This window comes from Pseudoalteromonas sp. SWN166, from assembly GCF_015864485.1.
In the GTDB taxonomy this organism is placed as follows: domain Bacteria; phylum Pseudomonadota; class Gammaproteobacteria; order Enterobacterales; family Alteromonadaceae; genus Pseudoalteromonas.
The window spans coordinates 1-25055 of record NZ_JADYXB010000030.1; the positions used below are offsets into that span (position 1 = coordinate 1).

Consider the following 25055-nt stretch of genomic DNA (forward strand, 5'->3'; position numbering starts at 1 on the left):
TGCCGCTTTTTAAGCGTTCTACAGTGCGTTCACGTGCTTGCTGGTTCATGTCACCGTTAAGTGGAGCAGCAGAGAAACCTTCGCGCTCTAATAACTCAGCAAGTTGTACTGTATCGTTACGTGTACGTACGAAAACAATAGCACCTTCATACTGTTCAGCTTCTAAGAAGCGAACAATCGCTTTATTCTTGTGTACGCTTGCATTCCAAAACACTTGCTCAACAGATGATACTGTAGAGTTACGTGCTGAAATATGAACCTGTTCAGGATTGTTCATATAACGGCTACTGATGTTTTGGATTTGCTTAGGCATAGTCGCAGAGAAAAGACATGTTTGCTTTTCGCGCGGTGTTTTTTCCATGATGCTTTCTACATCATCGATAAAGCCCATACGTAACATTTCATCGGCTTCATCAAGTACAAGTGCTTGTANGTAACATTTCATCGGCTTCATCAAGTACAAGTGCTTGTAAAGCATCAAACTTGATAGTGCCACGGTTAATGTGATCGATTAATCGACCTGGAGTTGCAACAATAACCTGTGCGCCACGACGAAGTGCGCTTAACTGGATGCTGTAGCTTTGGCCACCATATAGTGCCAATACTTCAACACCACGAATGTGTTTAGAAAATTGTTCGAATGCCTCAGCAACTTGGATCGCAAGCTCGCGTGTAGGTGCAAGTACAAGGATCTGCGGCTGTTTTACAGACGGGTCAATATTATTTAACAATGGCAGTGCAAATGCTGCGGTTTTACCTGTACCCGTTTGAGCTAGTCCCAGTACGTCCTTTCTTTCTAGCAATAACGGTATACATTGAGCTTGGATTTCAGATGGTGTCTTGTAACCCAACTCTTCAACTGCCTTCAAAATTGCAGGAGAAAGATTTAGAGATTCAAACGTGACTGGTTCTGACATTAATACGCCTCAACGAATTCAAAGTGGCGCGCATTATATAAGAAATATGCAGAAATAGCTTACATTATTACTTATATTTTATATGTGATTGATACTGAGTGTTATTTGTATGGGGTAAAACCTTTGCATAGTGATTAAAAGAAAGTTATTTTACATCACAAAAGAATAGTAACTCGTTAAGGGAATGTAGTGCTCTCAAAAATTTCTCCTCGACTAAACATAAAGTCATCGCTACCAAAACATTTAGAAGCTTTATTCAGTTCTTACATTTTGTGGAAAATACAAGGAAAGCCTTCAGAGCTTAATTACGGCGAAGCTACAAGTACTGAAAGCGGGGAGTTAAGTTTTACTGAGGATGAACTTGCTAAGCTTAATAGCTATTTTCAGTGCCAAAATCTTTCGAAGGAAAATACTAAACATAACGTTTTATTAAAAGCGCAAGTCGAACATTTACAAGTTGGCTGTTTAAATATTTATAAGGCATGTAATTTTAAATTCCAAGACCTATCAAAAAGTATAAGCGCGGAAAGAGATGGTGGTAAAAGGTTTCTGAAATCAATTATATTTACAAGCGTGATGGATTTGCTTGATGGTTCTATAGAAGCTTGTGATGATGATTTTAAAATTTTAGCTAAGGGATTCTTTATAAATGACAAACTTAATAAAGCATTAGTAAGCAGACAGCTAAAGGTACTGTTAACTTTTTTAATTGAGCAAAGCCGCTTTAACGATGAGAATAAAGTTACTCACGACTTAGTGACCGATATAACTGAATGCAATTCGTTTTATAAAGATGGGCCCGCAAGAATTATTAAGAGCTTTCTTAAAGATGGCTTGCATGAGCACATAAAATTTGAACAAAATACGTACCAAGCATCAGATAATAAAAGTTATGCTGATTATGTAGCTCGAGCGACGTCCTATTCTAGAATATTTTCACCTAATTACTTAGTTGAAGAAGAGTCAGTTAATTACACTCAAAATACTGAAGAGCCTAATCCACAATACGATGTTAATGAGACAAAAATATCAGTCATTCCAAAAGATATTCCACTAAACCTTTTATTAAAAGGCGTACCAGGAACAGGAAAATCATGGTCGATAGATCGAATACTGAATGAATACTTTAGTATGGAGTTACCAGTAACTAACACCGAAGGACAAATCTTATCTAGAGTAAAAAGAATTAATCTTCATTCTGGAAGTTCGAATAGTTCTTTGATGCAGGGGGTGAGTGTTTCTGCAAAAGAGAATGGTGTTGTTTATGATGAGAAAATAGGGCTAATCTTAGATTTTGTGTTAACTGCTATAAAGTACCCATCAATACCCTTTGCTCTTGTTTTAGAGGAGATACAAGAGAATAATTTAAATGAGCTCATTGGGGATCTTATTTATCTAATAGAACCAAGCAAGCGCGCTAAAAGTTACGAAGTCAATCCAGACTGTAACATTTTTGAAGAAGTCTTAAGGGTAACGAATCAAAATAGTAAGATTCACTATGTCACAATCCCTAATTTAATCAATGGGGATTTAGTTGAAAAACGTTTATTTCTACCTTCAAACTTATACTTTTTTTGTACATCTAACTATAGAGATGATAAAAAAATTATTGAAGATAACTTATTGAGACGATTTGATGTATTTGAGATATACCCAAACTATGAAGTCATCAAAGATGCAGATGTATCAGAGTTTCTAAAACAATTTAACGAGTTAATAGCTAATAAAATTCATGATATTCACAGTGATCGCTTCATTATTGGACATGCAAACTGGATGTATGTTGAAGATAAAGAGTCTTTCTCTCAGGCTTTTTTAAAGTTACTAATAGAGTTTAAAGATATAAGAGAAATTGATTTTGAAATACTGCAAGAAGTATTTGGACAAGTTAAAATCCCTTTTGACTTAGATATCATTGAGTATCAAGATTATCTAAGCTTAACAAAATACATACAGAATAACTGTGGGTATTCTTTTTTAAATGACTGATATTAAAGGGTTTGTTATTAATGAAACTTTTGTTTTTAATGAGACAGATAATTTATATATAAAATTAATAGAAAGTGGTATTGATGTCACCCCATTAAAAAAACAGCTAAAAGTAATTAGTGCTAAAATACATAATAATAAAATAGGGTATGCCAGATTAGAAAGTAACATAGGTATAATAAAAATTATAATTTGTCCTAAAATTTTTGAATATGACGAAAAGCTGTTTTTATCCTACTTACAGCAAGCTTTTACCTTAATTGAGCGCTACAAAAGTTGTAGTAAATATTTTAAAATTGATAAAACGCTTCTCAATTTAGCTATAGCAAATGAAAAAGATGATAAGAATGCTCTTAATTTTGATTCAATGCTTGAGTCAAAATTTAAGATGTCTTTAATTGAGATTAATACTTTTTTTAAAAAATATAATAAAGTAGACGTTTTTAAAAAGTCATATGCTTCGGCTACAATCGAGAATGAAGTAGATATCCAAGCTTCAATATGTGATCCAATAAAAAGCAATGTTCATCAATTTAAAAAATTGAACACTCCAGAGACAAGACTAGCTGAAATTGCACTCATGGTTATAGAGTTCTTTATTCGCAAAAATAAGCATTATTTAAGCCCGCCACTAGTTTCTTTAGCACGTAAAATTTATACTAAAGTTAAACAAAAATATAGAGTCAAAAGAGTTAAAATAACTGTATCTAAGTTCATGCATGATGGTTATGAGAAGTCGTTCAATACAGAGCAAAAAAAACGGCTTCTCAACAACTTACTTGTGTTACTTTCGCAAGAAGATTTTTTTAATTCTTCTAAAGGTGAAGGCAAATTAGATCGGTATACACACAGTTGTTCTCTTTTCTTCGAGGCTAATATTATATTTGAGTATCTAGTATATGATTTTTTACTGTGCAGCTATTCAAGTGAAGAAATAAAGATAAAACCTAGAAGTTACCAATTACTTTACTCTAAAGATAATGTTGAAATAGGAAAAATAAAGTCAGAGCCCGATTTTATTTTAGATCTAAATGATTCTATGGTCATAGTGGATGCTAAGTGGAAAATATTGAATAAATTAGACAGCAACTTTAATTACGATGTGTTAAAGCTTAAAAGAGACTCTCAGTTATTTCGTGCTGATAAAATTATGCTGGTATATCCAAAAGTTAATAGCGAAATATTAAATAAATCTCCAGTGTATTTTAACAATGAACCAGAAAGTTTAATAAATATAGTGCAAGCCGATGTTATAAAAAATTAATTATAATCTGTATGTTAGTGCTTTATTAGCCCGTCTAAATAATAGGTCATTATCCAAAGGTGTGCTGTAGGAAGTTATGTAAGCTCTTGTAATCCTCGCACTCAAAAGCTACTTTACCTTCACCAGCATAAACCTCTGGTTCCTCATTACTTCCCTCATTGATTGCTTCAACTATTACATATCTAGGCGTATTTTCTTCTCTTTGCTCTACGTCAGTATGATCTACCCACAATACATAAAACTGCTCGCCTACTCTAAAGTAAAAGCTTGGACAAAGATCATTGTGCCAGCTTTTATCTATTAAGTAAGGGTGATCATTTAAGTCAAAGCCAAGCTCAAAGTCTTGGCTAAATTCTTGTTTGTAAAGTGACATATTGCTTCCTTTTTAAAATAATTGAACCAGTGCGTATAAAACCGGTTCTTATGTCTTAACAAAAATTATGGGGTCAGTACAGTTCGTAGTTATAGAAATGATTTATAACTGGAAATGTTTTTTATAGGTATCAGTAGCTGTTTACTAGTCTAATTAACGGTAAGTAACTGCTTTCGAGATATCAATTCGATGACCTTTAGTTGGCACCCAATCACTAGTTATTATAGCTCTTTCCTTAATGAACGTGACAGTTATACCCTTATCATCGGCAAGCTTTGCGCTATCCTTAGAGTCGATAGATACCACAATAGAGTTACCGGAGTTATTTTTAGATATTATATTACGACCAATCTCACGTTTAGATAACGTAATTGAAATTGTTACTTCATCAGGTTGCACTTGGAGCTCATCAAAGCTTATTAGTACCATAGCGTTACCTGAAAACTTGTTTCGAGAGATCTTTACAGTATTTATACAACCTTTGGTACTGCCTATAAAGTTAGCTTCTTTACCTCCATCATAAGAGTCTTCTAGAGCCCAGTACTTAGGCGTTTTATTAAATAATCCAAACATGTTAATCCTTTAAGAAGCAGGTGGTTAGTGGGAGTTTCATTCATTTTTTTGGTTGGAAGTGTTTCTTATAATTGGTTATAAGTTTTTTTCCATCTTTATTAAGAGGTGATAATATCTTATTTTAATTCTAAATGTGAAGGACAACATAAGTATGGGAATTTTCAGTAAGTTTAAAGACAATTATGAAAAGAACATTGTTATTGAAATTTTAAATGATCAGTTTAAGCGGATTGAGTCACTTGGACTTTTAACCTTTAATCATAAAAAACTTTCTGTAGAGCTAGTGGAAAACTTATGGAGTGAAAGTGCTCGTTATTTAAATGGTTCAATACACAAGCGACCTGCTAGGATTGTTTTTTCAATAGCTGCATTATCAAATGGACTAGAATGCCTAGCAAAGGATGATGTACAAAATCAAAAAGCATTTCTAGTTTTACTTAGAGATCTGTTTGCTGAAGTGAATGTAAACAGGAGTCAATACGGTCTTAAGGCTGTGGATGTTGAGCTGTTAGAAATAGCTAACCGGATTTATGTAGAGTTTTCTCAAGACTTATCCAACGAAGCGAGTATGAGTGAACAAGTAAACTTAGATAGTTATCAAACATGGGATGATTGGTATGCTGCTTTTCAAGCCGAGGCTGCATTTCATTTTGAGCAATTAGGCAAGTTTAATTGCTTAGAGTATATGGATAAAAGTCCACTTCAAAGAGCCTATGAAGATAATGTAGATCCCAAGCCCCTAGCTAAAGTTTTTGCAGAAAATACAAACTTTGAAACTGTCCTTAAAAACTCAGTTTAATTTCTGGCTCTTACTTTCATATGAAGCCTGCTAGCAGGCTTTTCTAGTAAATGATTTAACTATCTAAATTTATGAAAACTAATTTTTACTTTATAGTAAACTATCATCATAACGGAAAGTACAAAAGCATAGTTTTACTTTTAGTACCCACATTAGTACCCATAGGCTGCGGCCTTTAATTAAAGGTCATATAAATCAAATGAGTAGAGCAGGAATACAGTGGTTCCCTGGGCATATGAATAAAGCCCGCAATGAAATTAAAGAAATAATGCCACAAATGGATGTGATCATTGAAGTGCTTGATGCGCGCATTCCCTACAGTAGTGAAAACCCGATGGTTGCGACCTTACGTGAAGGTAAACCGGTCATCAAAATTATGAACAAAGCTGATTTAGCTGATCCTAAAATGACTCAAATCTGGAAAGATTATTTTGAGCAAGAAAATGGTGTTAAAGCGATTTCTTTTGGTCACGATAAAGCGGCTGAAGTGCATCGTATTAACGAGCTCTGTAAAAAGTTAGTGCCGCATAAAGTAGGTGCTGATAAGCAAATTAAAGCCATGATAATGGGCATTCCTAACGTGGGTAAATCTACGTTAATTAATGTACTGGCTGGGCGTATAGTTGCAAAAACAGGTAATGAGCCTGCGGTAACGAAAGCACAACAACGCATTAAGCTTGAAGACGGTATTATGCTTTACGATACGCCAGGTATGCTTTGGCCAAAAGTAGAGAATGAAAACTCAGGTTATCGCTTAGGCGCTACCGGTGCCATTCGTGATACGGCGCTTGAGTATGAAGAAGTAGCTAGCTATACCGCTGAATATTTATTACGTGCATACCCAGATCTTTTAAAAGTACGTTATAAGATTGCCGAACTTCCTGAAAGTGATTGGGAGTTTGTTGAAATGGCGGGTAAAAAACGTGGTTGTATTCGTGGTGGCAACCAAATAGACACGTACAAAATGTCTGAAATACTAATCAACGAATTACGCGACGGTATTATTGGCCGTATTACGATGGAAACCCCGCAAATGCGCGAGGAAGAAGAAGTAATGGTTGCTGGTTTACGTGCTGCAGCAGAAGCTAAAAAACAAGCTAAAGAAGAAGAAAAACTGCAACGCCGAGCGCGAGCTCGCAAAAACCGTCGTTAATATTTAACCTGAGCTCAGGTTATTTAATTAAAGTGATTTAGTTTTACTAAATTACAGACATAAAAAAAGCCCGTAAGGGCTTTTTTAGTTTCATATCTACCGTCACCGATATGAGCAATGTAGCAAGTAAAATAGGGCGGTTACTTATTATCAACATCAAGGGGCGTTGCGGTTCATAACAAGTAACCATAGCTGTTTACGTGCGCCACACGTTGTTTCAGGGTCGAGAAACAAATCAATTCATTCCTTAACAAGTGGTATGCAATCCGTCTTGTTGATATTGATTATCAGTTAGATCTAACTGTCTGTCAACACCTAAATGCAAATAATTCTTATTATTGTGATACTTGTTTTTTATTCATATATAAATCGGCTAGTTAGCACTGCCATTTCATAAAAATGCTTACCTTGGTTGAACAATTAAGAATAAAAAATAGATACTTAATACTTATTAAATAATTTGATATGGATTTTTATTATAAAAGCATCGCTTGTAAAATCTTAGCCCCTAAAGATAAACAGCCTTTAATTTGTGGCTAAAAATATTCGTACTTAATTGGATATTTTAAGCCATTAACGCACTTTATTTGCTGTTATACGTAAATTAATCTGCTCCACTAGTACTTTATCCTGCTTGTTTAGGCGCCCTACAATGAGCAAGAAATCACTACCGTCAGTTTTTATTACTTTAATACTTGTGTTATCAAGCTTGGTTTTACCGTAGGTGGTTTCTATTTTTTCTATGTCTTTAAAGTGACTAAGATCCGATTCAAGCTTACCGTCATCGTTTTTGTAGTAACTAAAAATATAGTTCTCGGTTATTCCGTTACCGTCTTCTCGATAATCAAATACTGCATCGCTATAAAAATAGAGTATTTCTTCATTTTCAGGTGTTAGGCGATTACGTTTTAAAAAGTGTACTTGGTAAGGCCATAAACTATCGCCTTTGATAATTGCAGCATTGGGTAAAAGATTTACTTCTTGAAGTACGCCCAAAAATAATAGAGGTGCAAACGCAAGCGAGATTAAATACTGTCTAATTCGCCAGTACGAGTTGTAATGTAGGGCTTCTTTGCTGGTATCGGTTTGTTCAATGTAACTAACTAGAGGCAACCATAAAAATGGCATTATACAAATCACTATGGTTGCGTATTCGTCCATTCGATAAGTGAAGGCGCTGGCAAGTACCATTAGCCAGAGTGTTAAGGCAGTCCAGTTAGGCATTACTCTATTTTTGTTTAACTGTTGTTGGCTGTGCTCTGCAAGTGCGAGATACAAAGGGTAATACCATAAAAACGCAAATATACCTCGGGCAATAGGCATTATGCTTGAGTTGTCGCGTTCTTTAATGGCTTTAAAGTTACGATAACTCCAATAATTAACAAATATGCCTAAACTTAAAATACTGTAAATAATAAACTTACTTACAGATACTGCATAAAATGGACTATCTTCAAATTTCACTTTTTTTGCTGACTCTAATCGCCAATCGGCGAAAAAGAATATGAGTACTAAAATATAGCCAGCCAACACATACTTAAGCCAGCTATAACCAAAGCTATCTAGCACATCAGCTGTTGTTTGAGGCGTTTCGGTCGTTTCCGTGTATTTTAGAATAGGGTAATGGGTTGCTGATATTAACTTTTTACGCTGTGCTAAATAATCATCTATTTGAGCGGCTTTAATATGATCTTGTTTTGCGTAATAGTCATAACTCAGTGTTAAAACATTATCATTAAATTCAGTAGTTGTTTTTAGGTTGAAGTAGTCGTTATCAATTTCTTGTCGATCGCTATCAAATCCCCAACCTTTTTCTGCAAAATGTAGTTTTATTGTGGTGTTAATTATATTGGGGTAGCCAAAGTAGAGTGGGTCGGTGCGATTTACCTGCTTTGGTTCGTAAACGCTATTTTGTATTTCATTGGCATAAAAATTAGCTTCATAGCCTTCGTCTGTTTTTTCCCAAAATTCACTAATTAAATACGATTCTTTTGTTATTAGCCTACCGGTTTGTTCTTGTTCACTAATCTGCATGGTTTCATTTATTGATAAACCATTTAAAAATCCTTGATAGTACTCAAAGTAAGATGTAGCAACACTGTTTAAACCATTACTCGCAATATTACTTCTTCGGTTAATAGCTTCAAATTCAGCATAAGTGTACTGAGTTTCGAAACGTGAGGGCTCAGATACATTTTCAGCAATAAAAAAGTTATCTTCTACAGATACATTTGTATGTACGGGTTTTTGCACCATTGAAGTTAAAGTGGTTTCACCTTTATCAATAATTAGGGCATAGCCATAATCAGGCTGTGCTAAATATTCGAGAGTACCTCGTTGGTAGCTAACCGTAGGATCGAGCCAGTAGCGTTTTCCGTTTTGTTTAAGCGTAACAATTACGTGATTAAATACACTTGCAGAAGGTGGAAGTTCTTTTAAGCGTTTGGTTTCTTCAGTATCGACCAGCGCAGGGAAGGCTTCTATATCCATCGCTTTTAATAAAGAAATAAGTAGTACTGTTTTATCTTTGCAATCACCGTATCGCAGCGATAGCGTTTGTGAGGCGGACGTTGGCTGATGTGAATTAGTGCCCATTTCAAGCCCTAAATAACGAACTTCGTCTTGGCTAAAGCGCAGCGCAGCGGTAATTCTATCGGGTTTTTTGAGGTGCTTTGTTTTTATGTTGTCGGCTACAGCCGTAATGCTGTTTGGGGTTTCTATGGCTGATTGATAAAGTGGATATGCCCAGTTAACTACCTGCCGCCAATCGTCAAACTCAGAAAAATAAATTTGTGTATATGGGTCGTACCAAATGGGCGTTTGGGAGTTTTGTTCTAATAAAGGTTCTTCAAACAAAGCAATAGAATAGTCGGTACCGTATTTATTTTGTGTTTTTTGAACATCCGCTTTACCGTTTACTGTATTTATATTAAGTGCAGTTTGTTTACCCCAAAGTACGCGCATATTTTGCTGCACCACTGGTACCGACCAGTTAAGGGTGCGCCTTGTACTAAATTTATTAGCATATATAGGGTTGCTACCTGTCACTGTGTAGCTGTAATCGAGTATGTCGCCGCTGCGCATATCATCAATAATAATATTAAGTGACAAACTCCCATTATAAATACGATCCGCTAATTCAGATTCACCTTGTATAACCGTCATTCTCGCGCTACTAAGCTTATTAATGCGCTTATCATTTCTGATAATAGTTAAGCTGTTTAGTGTTAGCGATTCATAGCTTGGATCAAAATCTAGATTAAGCTGGCTTATATAGTCAACGCCACTTTGATTTTGCGCCTGCATGACTAAACGCGTATAGCGTTGTTGTTTTTGGTTATTAGGTACGTAGGATTGGTTGTCGAGTAGTAAGTACAGCGTGCCGTCGCGTACTTTTGTCATGTCTGTTTGTTCAGGCTGTTTTATTTCATGGGATTTTACCCAATCAGCGGGTGATGTTATTTCATATTGCTGGGCAATAACATTACCGCATAAAATTAATAGATTAAAAGTAAGCAGCCAATAAGTAATACGAGATAAATTCCGTTTCATTGTAAGTTCTTATAATTGTTGTTTTATGCATATGCACTGAGGATAAAATGTACCAAATTTAGGCATTTCCAACAATGAAATGTTAATAGTTGTTTACATTAAAATGCATAATATATTGATTTTCGTGGATACAGCTCGTGTTGTGCCAATTTTTTTTAACGTTAAATGCGTACATAAAAAATATACGATACTGTTATGAAATGCGTTACTACGACATTCGCCGTCCACAAAGCCCGCAATTTAGTTGCTGTTAATCAACCTATAATGCGCCGATACCTAGCGTATTTACTTGAGTTAGACAAGTTAACTGTTGATCAAAGTTATGGTTGTATTACTCGCACTGAGCGCGGTTACAAAATAATGAAGTAACTTTATATCTATTAAGTTAAGTGCTAAAAATTATTAATTTCAGGGCTTTACGTGATATTTATCATCTTAAATGCCCTGTAGATTCTGACGATAAAAAAAATATGTTGAATTGATTGCATTTTAAGCGGCTTGCATGGTGATGTTCGCTTTAAGTGATGTTATACTCCTGCGGAATAATTTATCGACTTTATTAAGAGCAAAATTAATGGCAGATTTATCGAAGTACAGAAACATTGGTATTTTCGCGCACGTTGATGCGGGTAAGACCACGACTACTGAGCGTATCCTAAAGCTTACTGGTCAAATCCATAAAACTGGTGAGGTTCATGATGGTGAATCTACTACTGACTTCATGGAACAAGAAGCTGAGCGCGGTATTACTATTCAGTCTGCGGCTGTAAGCTGTTTCTGGAAAGATCACCGTTTTAACGTTATCGATACTCCTGGACACGTTGACTTCACAGTTGAAGTTTACCGTTCACTTAAAGTACTAGATGGCGGCATCGGTGTGTTCTGTGGTTCTGGTGGTGTTGAACCACAATCAGAAACTAACTGGCGTTATGCTAATGATTCAGAAGTTGCACGTATTATCTTCGTAAATAAATTAGACCGTATGGGTGCTGATTTTTACCGTGTAACTGAGCAAGTACGTAAAGTACTTGGCGCAACTCCACTAATCATGACTTTACCAATTGGTATTGAAGATGAGTTTGTTGGTGTTGTAGATGTATTAACTAAAAAAGCATACGTTTGGGATGACACTGGTCTTCCTGAAAACTACGAAATCACAGATGTTCCTGCAGACATGGTAGATAAAACTGACGAGTATTATGAAATGCTTGTTGAAACTGCCCTAGAGCAAGACGATGCACTACTTGAAGCTTACATGGAAGGTGAAGCACCTTCTTTAGAAGACATCAAGCGTTGTATCCGTAAAGGTACTCGTGACCTTGCTTTCTTCCCTACATACTGTGGTTCTGCGTTTAAGAACAAAGGTATGCAGCTTATTCTTGACGCTGTTGTTGATTACTTACCATCTCCTACAGAAGTTGATCCTCAACCTCTTATGGATGAAGAAGGTAACGAAAATGGCGAGTTCGCAGTAGTATCTACTGACGAACCTTTCAAAGCGCTTGCATTCAAAATAATGGATGACCGTTTTGGTGCATTAACATTCGTACGTATTTATTCAGGTAAACTAAACAAGGGTGACACTATCCTTAACTCGTTTACTGGTAAAACTGAGCGTGTTGGCCGTATGGTTGAGATGCAAGCAGATGACCGTAACGAATTAACTAGCGCACAAGCTGGTGACATCATTGCTATCGTAGGCATGAAAAACGTGCAAACTGGTCACACATTATGTGATCCTAAGCACCCAGTAACACTTGAGCCAATGGTATTCCCAACTCCAGTAATCTCGATTGCTGTACAGCCTAAAGATAAAGGCGGTAATGAGAAAATGGGTGTTGCTATCGGTAAAATGGTTGCAGAAGATCCATCTTTCCAAGTTGAAACTGATGAAGATTCAGGCGAAACTATCCTTAAAGGTATGGGTGAGCTTCACTTAGATATCAAAGTAGATATCCTTAAGCGTACTTACGGCGTAGACCTTATTGTTGGTCAACCACAAGTTGCTTACCGTGAAACTATCACTAAAGAAATTGAAGATAGCTACACGCATAAGAAACAATCTGGTGGTTCTGGTCAGTTCGGTAAAATAGACTACCGCATCAAACCAGGCGAAGTTGCTTCAGGCTTCACGTTTAAATCATCAGTTGTTGGTGGTAACGTACCTAAAGAATTCTGGCCTGCAGTTGAGAAAGGCTTTAAGTCAATGATGGGTACTGGTGTTCTAGCTGGTTTCCCTGTACTTGACGTTGAAGTTGAACTTTTCGACGGTGGTTTCCATGCCGTGGATTCATCTGCAATTGCATTCGAAATCGCTGCTAAAGGCGCTTTCCGTCAATCGATCCCTAAAGCGGGCGCACAACTTCTTGAGCCAATCATGAATGTTGACGTGTTCACTCCAGAAGATCACGTTGGTGATGTTATCGGTGACCTTAACCGTCGTCGTGGCATGATGAAAGACCAAGAAGCTGGTTTAACAGGCAGCCGTATTAAAGCTGACGTACCGTTATCAGAAATGTTCGGTTACATCGGTACACTACGTACAATGACATCTGGTCGTGGTCAGTTCTCTATGGAGTTCTCACACTACGCTGCATGTCCGCAAAACGTTGCTGATACAGTAATTGCTGCAGAAAAAGAGAAAAAAGCTGCTAAGTAATTAGCTCTTTAACTCTTTAAAAAACCCGCACATGTTGCGGGTTTTTTATTGCCTATAATTTGGTTTTATTTTTTATAGTTATAAATAACTACTTTTTATTATTAAGTGGTCCTATATTGCTAGTTAATAAAAAGGTATTAGAGGGGGGATTTATTTACGCTAATTACTTAATTGTTTGGTTTATAAAAGATTTATTGTAAATAACATGTAACTTATTGAAAGTTAAGAGCTTATGTTGATGATTTTAGGTGCGTAATGTAAAATACCAGCACTTTTAGACTAGAGCTCTAAAGTCAGATAAGGAAGTCTCCGCAGCAGAGACGTTTGCATATTAATTTTATATAAGACGTAACAATTATGAAACCTATTAAATTGGCACCAAACTGGTGGCTACAATTCACAAAATGTATTTTAGCATTCAGCTTAATATTCTTAATTCATATTATATTTGCAGTGAACTTAAAAGTTGTTTTTCTCACTGTCATGCCAGCTTTACTTATTATTATTACTTTTAATATTCTTCATCTTCGTTTTTTACATTGTTATAAAGCAGGTATTTGTTATACGCGTCTATGTACTGAGCGTTATATCAATAGCGAGGAAATAAGTTGCGTATCATTTAGTTCGTTTTTTCTTTTTACCATTTTTAAGGTTGAGTTAGATAATGGTAAAGCGTTCCATTTTTATAACTGGCAACTTGATGACGAAACGCAATCAGCTATTTCTAAAATGTACTGTAATAAGTTAGCTAACAAAATGGATAATATTAGCGATAAATGCAACGCTTGATTTTAAATTTAGATAGCAAAAAGGAGCGATTAATCGCTCCTTTTTTGTTTTTGTATTTTATAACGCGCTAATTAAACTTTTTTGTTACCTTAGCTTTTAGCGCTTTCATCTTTAGCCTGCGTGGCTTTTTAAAAGACTGGATAGGCATTATTACCAATTGCTCTTGTGGTAGTGCCGGTATTGTTTGTGGGTAAATACCTTCCTTTGGTACCGAAATCTCTTTTAGATGTATTTTAAGCGCTTCTAGTGTTGAATCGTTATCAACTTCGCTAGGGCAAATAAATATACCTAACTTTCTTAGCTGTACACCGAGTTTAATGCTACTGGTATAACGGATAATCGGAGCGCCTAGCACTAAGCCTAATAATATAGGCGATAACCACCAAAAGAACACCGGTGTGAAGTAGTAAGCTGTACTTCCCCATGCAATAGCCACAATAGTTGAAAATAACGTATAACCAAACGCTTCCTTCCAAGGAACCATACGACCTTCACGAGGTTGTGCATCCCACTTTACTTTTTTACCTAAAAATACACACAGTACAAAGTAAGCATGAAATACCATCATTAATGGAGCAACGATAATAGCAAATACAGTTTCGATAATTGAGCCTAGTATTAGCTTAATTGAGCCACCAAAACGTTTGTTTCTATGTATTAGAGTGACAATTATGCCCATTAGCTTAGGCATTAATAAAATAACGATAGTTAAGTACAGCAGTGAGTCAATAAGATCCGTTTTAGCTATTTGCCATGTAGGGAATAACTGATAAACACGGTTAAAGTATACATCACTATTTAATGCGCGAGTTACTGCATCAATCGTACTTAGCGCTAACATTGAGAGCCAAATTAGCGATGAAATATAGGCTGTGGCACCTAGTAAAAAATGAAGCTTACTCATTAGTTTTAATTTTGGCGACGACAATAAGCCTAAGTGCTGAATATTACCTTGCACCCAACGTCTATCGCGTACAGCGTAATCTAGAATGTTACTTGGTACTTCTTCATAGCTACCCTCAATATCTGATAGCAACAATACATCCCAACCAGCACTATGAAGTAGCGAAGCCTCTACAAAATCATGGCTTAAAATTTCACCGCCAAAAGGTGCATTACCTTTAAGTGTTGGTAAGCCACAGCAGGCTATAAATGCTTCAACTCTAATGATTGCATTATGACCCCAGTAGTTTGCTTTATCAGTTTGCCAAAAAGCGGAGCCAGTCGCGAGCATTGGGCTGTATAGCACTGATGCAAACTGTAAAAAACGGCCAAAAAAGGTATCTTGACGAACAGGGATCGGAATTGTTTGAATAAGACCGGCTTGTGGGTTGTTAAGCATACTTGTAGTGAGCTCAAGCATACATTTACCCGTCATTACGCTGTCTGCATCAAGCACAATCATATGGTCGTACTGGCTGCCCCAGCGTTCACAAAAGTCGGTTAGGTTACCAACTTTACGATGTTTGTTATCTTCTCGGCGACGATAAAAAACGTTTTTTGCTGTATCACCTAAACGTTCACACAATGCATGCCATGCACTTAGCTCATTTTTAGCTATTTCTGGGTCTTGCGTGTCACTTAATAAGTAAAAATCAAAGTTTGCAAGTTGACCTGTTTCTTTTAACGATTGCAGACTTACTTCAAAGCCCACGATAACACGGTGAGTGTCTTCGTTATAAATAGGCATTACAACGGCGGTTTTTTGGGCGTTAATTGCCTCGTTATTAAACTCAATGGGTTTAATACGCTTTAGCGTAAGTGGGTCAATTCGCAATAGCTGTAATACAAAGCCGATTGTTCCACTACAAAAAGCCGTTACAATCCACGCAAAGGTGATTGAGAATAATATAAGTAAAGCATACTCAAGCAATGTCATACCGTTTGAGTTTAAAATTTCAAACATGATAGATATGCCGTAACCTGATGTGCCAAGTGCCGCAATAGCAAATAGCCATACTCTTAGTGTTTTGAATGGCATTGGAGTGCCCTTACCTTTATTACTTGATGTCATTTGGGTACCAAACATAACTCCATACCTCGCTAATTTCTTTATCACGTAGTTTTAACGATAAACGCATATCAACGGGTTGATCGTCCTGTGGTGCAATTTTAAAGGCGACACGCCATCCACGTGAATCAGGTAGTTTTTGTACGTTTACATCAGTTACTTCGCCCGTCGTAAGTTGAATGTCGGCATCGAGTTTTAATTGATCAGAAAGTTGATTTATTTCTGGACCTGTAAAATCAACAGTAAATTGGCGATGGCTTTTTGGTGGCGGGTTGTCCTCACCAGGTAAAGCAGCACTACCGATTCTAGTGCGCAGTACTCTCGCTTTTTCGTGCTGAGTTAAAACTGCATTAAAGGTCGTCATTTTGTAGCTTAGCTTTAATGAATCTCCAGCTTTCATTGGCTTTTCTGGTACCCAGTAACTTACGATATTGTCGTTAGTTTCTGTATCAGTAGGTATTTCTACAAGCTCTACACGGCCATTTCCCCATTCACCTTGTGGTTCAATCCATAGGCTAGGGCGGTTGTGATAATGTGCTTCGGTATCTAGATAATTATTAAAATCTCGGTCGCGCTGTGCTAAACCAAAACCTTTAGGGTTATTGTATGAAAATGATGTAACACTCAGTTGTGAAGGATTGTTAAGCGGACGCCATACCCATTTATCATCGGCAGATTGCGTTAGTAAGCCATCTGAGTCATGAACTTCAGGGCGGTAATCGTCAAAAAATTTGGTGCTGTTTTCGCCGTGATAAAACATACTTGTTAGTGGCGCTACGCCGAGCTTTTTAATATCTTTACGCGCAAAAATTTGCATATCTACATCAACAAGCATGTTTGTTGTTGGATCAACATTAAACTTATAGGCACCAGATATAGATGGGCTATCAAGTAATGCAAAAATAGTAATACTTGTTTGCTCAGCTTTTGGCTTAACTAACCAAAATTCTTTAAACACTGGGAACTCTTCACCTGAATTTTCAGCGGTATCTATTGCTAAACCACGGGCAGACAAACCATAAACTTGATTAGGACCGACTACTCTAAAGTACGATGCCCCCTGAAATACCATTACTTCATCTTTATATTCATTAGTATTTAACGGGTAATGTAAACGAAATCCTGCATGGCCTAATTGAGTGCCCGCTACACTTTTAGCTATTTCTTCTTGAAGTGGCGCTGCAGTTCCATCGTATTGATAAAAATCGGTGCTAAAAGGCAAGCGACTACGTTTTGAATCGCTATCAACTGTATTTATAGTGACAGGTGTTTTGTATAAAAACCCCGGATGGAATAATTGCAGTTCGTAAAGACCTTCATCTTTCCAAACCGCTTTGTCCTTTTTAAAGCGAATTGAACGGTAATCTTGATAATCAATATTATTTAATGCTTCAAGCTCGATGTTTTTAGGCGCCACGTATTCTTCACTTGCTAACTTTTTAGCGCGAGCGCTAATTACGTCAAATAAGCTACTTTGTGGGATTGCTACATCAACTGTTGCAGCAATCGCTTGGTTGCTATTGCCCCAAGTCGAAAAAATAATAAGTAGACCCAGTAGTGGTGCTGACTTTTTTTGCCATTTAGGCAGGTTTTGGGTTAATTGTTTCATTCTCATTCCTTTATAAAAACACGACTTATTTTTACGTTCAGGGTAAATATTAATTTCTTTGTAAGTATCTTCTAGATTACTAAAAGCAAGAAGTGGACCCTTTAAAAGTTTATATTTTTCAGTAGGTAAACTTATCACATGTAGCTCATTGAGGTTTTTTGTGTAAAATTCACTCAAATGTATGTAGTTGTTACTGATTAATTACTAGAAGATTTACAGATCGTATGAACATAGTACGTGGGGTTTAATGAAGCTTGTCTGAATTACATTTGTATAAAATAAAAAAGCCGCATGCGCGGCTTTTTAAATGTTGAGATTAAAGTTGGTTATTTCTTTTTGAATCTACGCACTATTGATAGTGGTGCTAAAAGAAGTGATAACCATAATAATGATCCTGCATCATTATCGTCATCTGAGCGTAAGTTATTTACTTTCACGGCTACTTTTTCAACATTAGATAAGTTACCTGCGCTATCTTGAGCTTGCACTGTTAAAGTAATACGATTTTCAAATTCGTAATCAATCTCTCCAGCAACAATTAACTGTCCCTGATTGTTAATAGAAACGCTATCATTATCAGATGTAATAAATTTAACAACAGGTGATTCATCTGCATTTGGATCACTAAAATCGATCGTGCCGATAATTGTGCCAATTGCGCTATTTTCATCAACTGCAAAAACTTGGTCAGCAGCAATTATTGGTGTTTGTTCTTCAGGCGTTAAAGTAATTTCAGATTTAATATCAATAATTACAGGGTCATGATCCGATGCGCGGTATGCACTTTCAGAATACAAGCTAGATTGTTGACCTTCGCTTTTAAATTCTACATTGTAATCAAGTGAAATAGGTTCATCTGAGTTGATATGCCAATCTGTTGCGGCGACAATTTTGTTTAGTAGTGATTGGGTCGCTACTGCATGATCTAAACTACCTGCACGACCAGAGAAACTATAAGAGTAACCAAGTGTATTGCCATCAAGCTCTGCAACTACATTCTTATATCCTTTATTTGCAAATGCACGTATTGGATCTTCCATTGCGTAAGCATTCATATCGCCGACTAAAATAGTATCTTCATCGTCAACACCGGTTGGTTTGCTATCAAGCCAATTTGCGAATGCATTAGCACCTTCTGTACGTATTTCATTCCAACAGCCTTGTCCATCACCTGAATCTGCATTGTTTCCAGAAGCACTGCCACAGCCTTTAGATTTAAGATGTGAGACAGCAACAGTAAATACTTCATCAGTTTCTAATGATTTAAAGCTTTGTGCAATTGGAGTGCGGTTACTAAAATCAAATGGAGCCTCAGTCGTGATAGCAGCAGTACCTACTTCTTCTACCTTGCTAGCACGATAGATAAGTGCGGTAGTAATTGCATCGGTACCAATTTGATCTACGTTAAAGTCAACAAATGCATATTGGTTAGCTGAATCAGCTTCGTTTAATGCATTTACTAAGCTTGCAATTGCACTAAATTCGCCAAAGCCATCATTTTCGATTTCCATTAAACCAACAACATCGGCCTGGATAGCGCTAATTGCACTTACAATTTTAGCTTCTTGTCGAATAAATTCAGCTTCAGAGTCTGCACCTCGCGCGGTAGGAAACCCTTCACCTTGGCCATCACCATTAAAGTAATTAAGCACGTTAAAGCTAGCTACACGCAAATCTGCCTCAGCATTAAGCTCTGGCGCATCTTCACGTGCATTTGTCGCAATGAATTGAGGTGCTAAAGTTGGGTGAATTCGGTAAAGGCCAAAGCTATAAGCAAGTGCCCCTGTAACAGTATTTACTGTATCGCCAGTGCGTAATGTATTTTCTGCAGATAGGCCTGGAGTTGGGTAAGCTGTCGGGTCTAAGTTTTGTACTGTAGAGCCATCATCTAGTAAAATCTTTTTAAGTAGATTTTCTGTTTCAACTGCATTAGCTGCATCTCCAGGTAATGCAATTTGAGTCCCTTGATATAAGCGCTCTGTAGCTAATTCAACTTCACCATATCTACCAAGACCAAAGTTATTAGTAACCACTAATGGTTGCTCTAATGTAACTAGCATACCTTCAAAAGCTTCTAAATCAGTTGCATCAGCTAAAGGTAAAGTGATTTTTGTAGCTGCTACAGCTAAACCTGTATTACAAACTGCTACTTGGCTTACGCTGCCAATTTGTGTTGCATCAAAATACTCTTCAACAGTACCTTGTACGCGCACATGGTCACCAACATTTACATCAGTATCTGCAAAATAAACAAATACACCTTCAGAGGTTAGTGGGTTGGCATCTATATCGGCAGCAAGTGAGCTAACAAAAAAGCCTTTTAGTTGATCATCACCTTGAAGGTCTGCGGTTACAACACCTTCAAGTTCTACTAATGTATCAACAAGTGGGCTTGCAGAGCCATCACCTTGAATAGCGTTAATTAAAACTTTCTCTGCACCACAAACAAGTGGAACAAGTGGTTCTGGCTCAGGCTCTGGTTCAGGTGTTGTTCCACCATTACCTGCGTGCGCACCTAATCCATCAAAATCATCTTTTTCAAACTGCACCCATTCTTCACTTGGATTAAATGCTGCATCTGGTGTTGTTCTGCCTACAGTAATGCTGTCTTTACGACGAAGTGTTTTATCTTGTGTTTGTACTGCGCCTTCAGACCAAAAAGAACCGGGATCTACACCGCGTTGTCCAAAGCTATCTACTACAGAACTACCTTGCATTAGGACTAATGCATCATCACCATTAAAATTAGCAACACCATGTTCTAAATTGGCTTTTTCTTTTAGTGCATCATTTGAACTTGAATTAACAATAACAAAGGTGCTGTTAGCTGCTAAAGTACCAGACAAATCAAGAGTTGATTGAATTGTAGTTTTGCCATTTACATATAAATTTAATGAGTATTGATCAAGGGTTAGCTCAGATGAGGAGTTATTATAAAGCTCAATCGCTTTATTATTGCTGCTTCCTTCAATATATTCAGAAATGATTAGATCAGCGGATGCTGGTGCACTAAGACTTGCGATTACAAGCGCGAGTGGTGTTATTTTTGTTTTAAACATTTTTATTATTCCCGTGTATTAAATCCCAAAATGGGACACCAGTTTAGAGAATAAATATGACGGAAATAATACAAAAATGTAAACGAGTGTAAATAAAAAGCGGTTTAACCGCCTTTTTATAAAAACCTTACTTTTTAGCTAGGTATTGTGCGGCTTGCTTAGTAAAGTAGGTTAAAATTCCATCAGCACCAGCGCGTTTAAATGCAAGCAAAGACTCCATTATTGTCGCTTCTTCGGCCAGCCAACCATTATCAATTGCCGCCTTGTGCATTGCATACTCACCGCTTACCTGATATGCAAAAGTAGGTACACCAAATTCGTCTTTTACACGGCGTACAATATCTAGATAAGGCATGCCAGGTTTCACCATGACCATATCAGCACCCTCTTGTAAGTCTAATGCGACTTCACGTATTGCCTCATCAGAGTTAGCGGGATCCATTTGATAGGTTTTTTTATCGGCGCCTTTTAAGTTTCCAGCAGAGCCTACCGCATCTCTAAATGGGCCGTAGTAGCTAGACGCATATTTAGCAGAGTAGGCCATAATACGAGTATGAATAAAGCCATCTGCTTCAAGTGCTTCACGAATTGCAGCAATACGACCATCCATCATATCAGAAGGGGCAACAACGTCGGCACCTGCCTGTGCATGAGAGAGTGCTTGTTTAACTAAAATCTCTGTAGTGACATCGTTAATAACATAGCCTGAATCATCAATGATGCCGTCTTGCCCATGCGTCGTAAATGGGTCGAGTGCTACGTCTGTAATTACACCTAACTCAGGAAAGGCTTCTTTTAAAGCTCTTACGGTACGTTGCGCTAAACCATCATCGTTATATGCTTCTTCGGCAAATAATGATTTTTTATCCGCAGGCGTTACCGGGAAAATAGCTATTGCCGGTACTCCAAGTTCGACCAACTCTTTAGCTTCAATGAGTAGCAAATCTATTGATAAGCGTTCAATACCTGGCATTGATTCAATTGCTTCGCGACGATCTTTACCATCAAGTACAAATACAGGGTAAATTAAATCGTTTACGCTAAGTTGGTTTTCGGCCATTAAGCGGCGAGAAAAATCGCTGCGACGCATTCTGCGCATGCGAGTATACGGGAAAAGGTCTAATCCTGATTGGGCCATATTAATATGCTCCTACTGTGGTAATGGAAAAGTGATTACTTGATTACGGCCATGCTGCTTTGCGTAATAAAGCGCTTTGTCGGCGCACTCAGTGAATATTTGAGGATTGCTAACGTCATCAGCAATACTGGTGTATATACCTGCGCTAATTGTAAATTGAATATCGTTATTGGCAACCGTTACAGTGCTTGCTGAGATAGCAGATCGTATTTTTTCTGCTATATCTTGTGCACCTTCATTGGGGGTATTAGGTAATAACACCACAAACTCTTCGCCGCCGTAACGGGCAACTTCATCTAGTGGGCGCTTTAAATGATCTTTTATAAGGTCAGATACAGCTCTAATAACTTGGTCGCCAATAATATGTCCGTATGTATCGTTGATGGCTTTAAATCGGTCTATATCAAGCATAATAATGCTAAGCGGTGTTTGTTCTCGACGAGAGCGGCGAAGCTCCATTACGAGTTTTTTATCAAAAAAGCGTCTGTTTTTTATTCCGGTTAAAGCATCTTCGGTATTAAGTAGCTCAAGGGCCCGGTTTTTTTCTTCAAGCTCTCTGAGCGTAACTTGCAATTCAAAGGTGCGTTCGTCCACTTGTGATTCTAGTTCTTGACGTGTTTTTTCTTGTAACTTTAAACGCTCTTTGAGTAGAGTATCTTGGGCTACATTTTCAGCAATCAAGGTTTGTTGAGCAATTACTTCTTCATCACGCTGTAAAATAAATAATTTCATAACGCTGTAACATAAACAAAAAGTGCAACTAAAAAAGCATGTAAACACAAATGCTAGCGTACTCCTGCTAAATGCGTATAGCCCCATTACAGCAATAGTAAAATAAAGCATCACAACCAAGAAAAAAACCAATACGAGCAATAGTGCTTTATTCGGTTTAGAAGGCGTTATACGTATGCACATAAATGTAGTTGTTATATATAAGACTAAAGCGATTGGGATCGCGATTAAACAAAATAGTGTAACTATGTGGCTTGGGAGTAACCAAATAAATAATAATGAAATAGCTAAAGTGTTAACTACTGCTTTTTGAACGGTTAGTAAAAATGATGGCTGTGGATGGCAAATTTGCTTTTGCAAAGGCAAAAACATTAAAGTAATAAGCATGAGTAATATAGGGAGCATAACTTGCTGTAACGCGGGTGAATTAGGATGTATATACCTAAGGCCAAAACCACAAAGATAGGCTAATGCACTGCCTAATGTGAGAGTTATAACACCAGCATACACAAAATAATGTTTACGTGAAAAACCATATAAAACTAAGCAGCTCATACCTAAGGAAAATATAAAGCCAATTAATAAGCCATAGAGTAAATTAAGTTTACCTTTATGTGCTAAATAAGCTTCTGGTTGCCATAGTGTTAAAGGGACTCGCAAGCCTGAGCTATTCGCCACTTTCATTATAATAACCGTTTCGCTATTTGCAGGGCTGATCAGTTTAACTAATAAAGATTCACTCTTTATCGTACGTTTATCAAGGGTATAGGCATCACCAATTTGGGTGTAAGAAAGTAATAGCGAGTTATGTAACTGATATACTTGAACGTCGTTTAGCAAAGGGTTGTTTAGCGATAATAATTGCTCTGTATTATAACTAAGGGGGTTTTTTATTTTAAATTTTATCCATACAGGACGCTGCTCAAGACCTAAATTAAGAGGTTTTCCTATATTTTTTTGCCACTTTATATCGCTACTTTGTTGCGCATTTAATAGCGACGTTGGTTTAAATGAGTAGTACAGATTATTGATGTTTTGATAATTGAAATCGTGTTTTATTACGACGGGGTTTGCAAAAGAGCAAAAAGTGCAAAGGAATATTAGTAGGCTTAATAATGCCTTTGCATAGGCCATTAACGATCTAATAAACCAAAAACACGATAAAAGTTTTCTGTAGTTTTGCGAGCTATTACTTCTTCATTTGTTTGATAAAGTTGTGCGACTGTTTGGCAAATATAAGGGAGTAGGGCTGGTTCATTTTTACGTGATTTAGGCTTTGGTTTAACTGTTCGTGGGATTAAAAATGGCGCATCAGTTTCTATTAATAATCGATCTATAGGAATACTAGGTACTAGCTGCTGTAGCTCTTTACCACGACGTTCATCACATACCCAACCTGTTATACCAATATAAAGACCTAAATCTAAATATTGCTTCAGAGCTGCTGAATTACCGGTAAAGCAGTGAAGTACACCGCGAATATCAAATTCTTTGAGAATGCTTAGCATGTCGTCACTTGCATCTCGTTCATGTAAGTAAACAGGTAAGTCTAACTTTTGAGCAAGTACTAACTGGCGTCTAAAAACATCACGTTGTACATCGCGAGGTGAGAAGTCACGGTTATAATCAAGGCCGCACTCACCAATGGCAATAACTTGCTTATTATTTGCAAGGGCGGTTAGTTGTGCTTCGAGTCCACTAGTCGCTGATTTTGCATCATGCGGGTGCACACCCGCCGTAGAATATTGAAGGTGCTTTATCGCAAGTTCAAGTGATTGCTGACTGCTTTCAATATCGCAGCCTATAATAAGCATGTTTGTAACACCCGCTTCGCTTGCGCGGGTAATTACATCAAGATGCTGGTCATCAAATTGATGATTAGTTAAGTTAACTCCAGCATCAACTAACGTATATGACATTATTTAGTGCGTTTAACGCGAATAGAGCGGTTTTTACCGTCTTGTTTCAGTAAAAAGGAGTTGAATGCACCGCGGCTAATTACAATTGTATCGTCTTCTTTTAAACGCATTCTGTCAGAGCCAATTTGACGCCATTGTTGACCGTTATCTAGCGAAATAATTAATTCACCATAAGCAGCCTCATCAACTGATGTAACCATCGCTTTGATTTCAGTTTCTTTTTCTACTTGTTCTTCTTTTTTATGTTCTAAACCAAAATCGTCAGCTTTTTCAGTTGCTTGCACTGGTGCTGTAACTGCTGCTTGAGGTACATTGTTAGTCGTTGGTGGTGTGAGCATTTTTGTTACTGATGGCTTAACCAGTGATTTACCTGCAATGGTATTGTCGTAACAAAGTAAGCGATTAAAATCGTTTTCAATAAAGCTGCATGCTTGTAACGCTTGAGTATTAAATTGTGTTTGCGCAGCAAAAGCGGGCGCGCTTAATAAAACCAATAGTGAGAGTAGTTGTTTTTTCATT

15 protein-coding genes and 1 pseudogene are annotated in these 25055 nt (G+C 37.1%); 5 read left to right on the forward strand and 11 right to left on the reverse strand.

Features of this window, described 5'->3' with window-relative positions:
- Positions 1-917, reverse strand: a pseudogene (locus tag I6F49_RS15395) (DEAD/DEAH box helicase); the annotation flags it as partial.
- Between the two features lie 189 nt (positions 918-1106).
- Between I6F49_RS15395 and I6F49_RS15400 the strand changes: the two are divergent.
- Both I6F49_RS15400 and I6F49_RS15405 read left to right on the forward strand, forming a co-directional pair.
- Positions 1107-2906 carry a hypothetical protein gene (locus I6F49_RS15400; protein ID WP_197181235.1) on the forward strand — a complete coding sequence of 600 codons (1800 nt, stop codon included), beginning with the start codon at positions 1107-1109 and terminating at the stop codon, positions 2904-2906.
- Positions 2899-4170, forward strand: a complete 1272-nt coding sequence (locus I6F49_RS15405; RefSeq protein ID WP_197181236.1) for a 5-methylcytosine restriction system specificity protein McrC — start codon at positions 2899-2901, stop codon at positions 4168-4170. The genes I6F49_RS15400 and I6F49_RS15405 overlap by 8 nt, the downstream gene beginning before the upstream one ends.
- 49 nt (positions 4171-4219) lie before the next feature.
- Here the strand turns inward: I6F49_RS15405 and I6F49_RS15410 are convergent, their stop codons facing one another.
- Together I6F49_RS15410 and I6F49_RS15415 are read right to left on the reverse strand one after the other, a co-directional pair.
- On the reverse strand, positions 4220-4543 hold the full coding sequence (locus I6F49_RS15410; RefSeq protein WP_197181237.1) for a hypothetical protein: 324 nt from the start codon (positions 4541-4543) through the stop codon (positions 4220-4222).
- Positions 4544-4696: 153 nt separating this feature from the next.
- Positions 4697-5116: a hypothetical protein gene (locus I6F49_RS15415; RefSeq protein ID WP_197181238.1), complete on the reverse strand. Its 420-nt coding sequence runs from the start codon at positions 5114-5116 to the stop codon at positions 4697-4699.
- 151 nt (positions 5117-5267) lie between these two features.
- Here I6F49_RS15415 and I6F49_RS15420 point away from each other — a divergent pair, with 151 nt between their 5' ends.
- On the forward strand, positions 5268-5915 hold the full coding sequence (locus I6F49_RS15420) for a hypothetical protein (protein ID WP_197181239.1): 648 nt from the start codon (positions 5268-5270) through the stop codon (positions 5913-5915).
- 199 nt (positions 5916-6114) lie between these two features.
- Positions 6115-7068, forward strand: a complete 954-nt coding sequence (ylqF, locus tag I6F49_RS15425; protein WP_197181240.1) for a ribosome biogenesis GTPase YlqF — start codon at positions 6115-6117, stop codon at positions 7066-7068.
- Positions 7069-7641: 573 nt separating this feature from the next.
- Here ylqF and I6F49_RS15430 read toward each other — a convergent pair.
- Complete coding sequence (locus I6F49_RS15430; RefSeq protein ID WP_197181241.1) at positions 7642-10620, reverse strand: DUF3857 domain-containing transglutaminase family protein; 2979 nt, start codon at positions 10618-10620, stop codon at positions 7642-7644.
- Between the two features lie 574 nt (positions 10621-11194).
- Here I6F49_RS15430 and fusA point away from each other — a divergent pair.
- Positions 11195-13279 carry an elongation factor G gene (gene fusA, locus I6F49_RS15435; protein WP_197181242.1) on the forward strand — a complete coding sequence of 695 codons (2085 nt, stop codon included), beginning with the start codon at positions 11195-11197 and terminating at the stop codon, positions 13277-13279.
- Between the two features lie 856 nt (positions 13280-14135).
- Here the strand turns inward: fusA and mdoH are convergent.
- The 7 genes from mdoH to I6F49_RS15470 all read right to left on the reverse strand — a co-directional run bounded on the left by mdoH (position 14136) and on the right by I6F49_RS15470 (position 25054).
- Positions 14136-16097: a glucans biosynthesis glucosyltransferase MdoH gene (gene mdoH, locus I6F49_RS15440; RefSeq protein ID WP_197181243.1), complete on the reverse strand. Its 1962-nt coding sequence runs from the start codon at positions 16095-16097 to the stop codon at positions 14136-14138.
- The gene (locus I6F49_RS15445; protein WP_197119989.1) at positions 16069-17688 is read right to left on the reverse strand and encodes a glucan biosynthesis protein; all 1620 of its coding nucleotides are present in this window, start codon (positions 17686-17688) and stop codon (positions 16069-16071) included. Before I6F49_RS15445 ends, mdoH begins: the two co-directional genes overlap by 29 nt.
- A 326-nt stretch (positions 17689-18014) precedes the next feature.
- Positions 18015-20747 (reverse strand): ExeM/NucH family extracellular endonuclease, encoded by a 2733-nt coding sequence (locus I6F49_RS15450; protein WP_197181244.1) that lies wholly within the window; start codon positions 20745-20747, stop codon positions 18015-18017.
- 127 nt (positions 20748-20874) lie between these two features.
- Entirely contained in the window at positions 20875-21885 is a 1011-nt protein-coding gene (hemB, locus tag I6F49_RS15455; RefSeq protein ID WP_197181245.1) for a porphobilinogen synthase, read from the reverse strand.
- 12 nt (positions 21886-21897) lie between these two features.
- Complete coding sequence (locus I6F49_RS15460; RefSeq protein ID WP_197181246.1) at positions 21898-23751, reverse strand: sensor domain-containing diguanylate cyclase; 1854 nt, start codon at positions 23749-23751, stop codon at positions 21898-21900.
- Positions 23751-24536, reverse strand: coding sequence for a TatD family hydrolase (locus I6F49_RS15465; RefSeq protein WP_197181247.1), 786 nt, complete (start codon positions 24534-24536; stop codon positions 23751-23753). Before I6F49_RS15465 ends, I6F49_RS15460 begins: the two co-directional genes overlap by 1 nt.
- The gene (locus tag I6F49_RS15470) at positions 24536-25054 is read right to left on the reverse strand and encodes a hypothetical protein (protein ID WP_197181248.1); all 519 of its coding nucleotides are present in this window, start codon (positions 25052-25054) and stop codon (positions 24536-24538) included. Before I6F49_RS15470 ends, I6F49_RS15465 begins: the two co-directional genes overlap by 1 nt.
- Between the last annotated feature and the right edge of the window lies 1 nt (position 25055).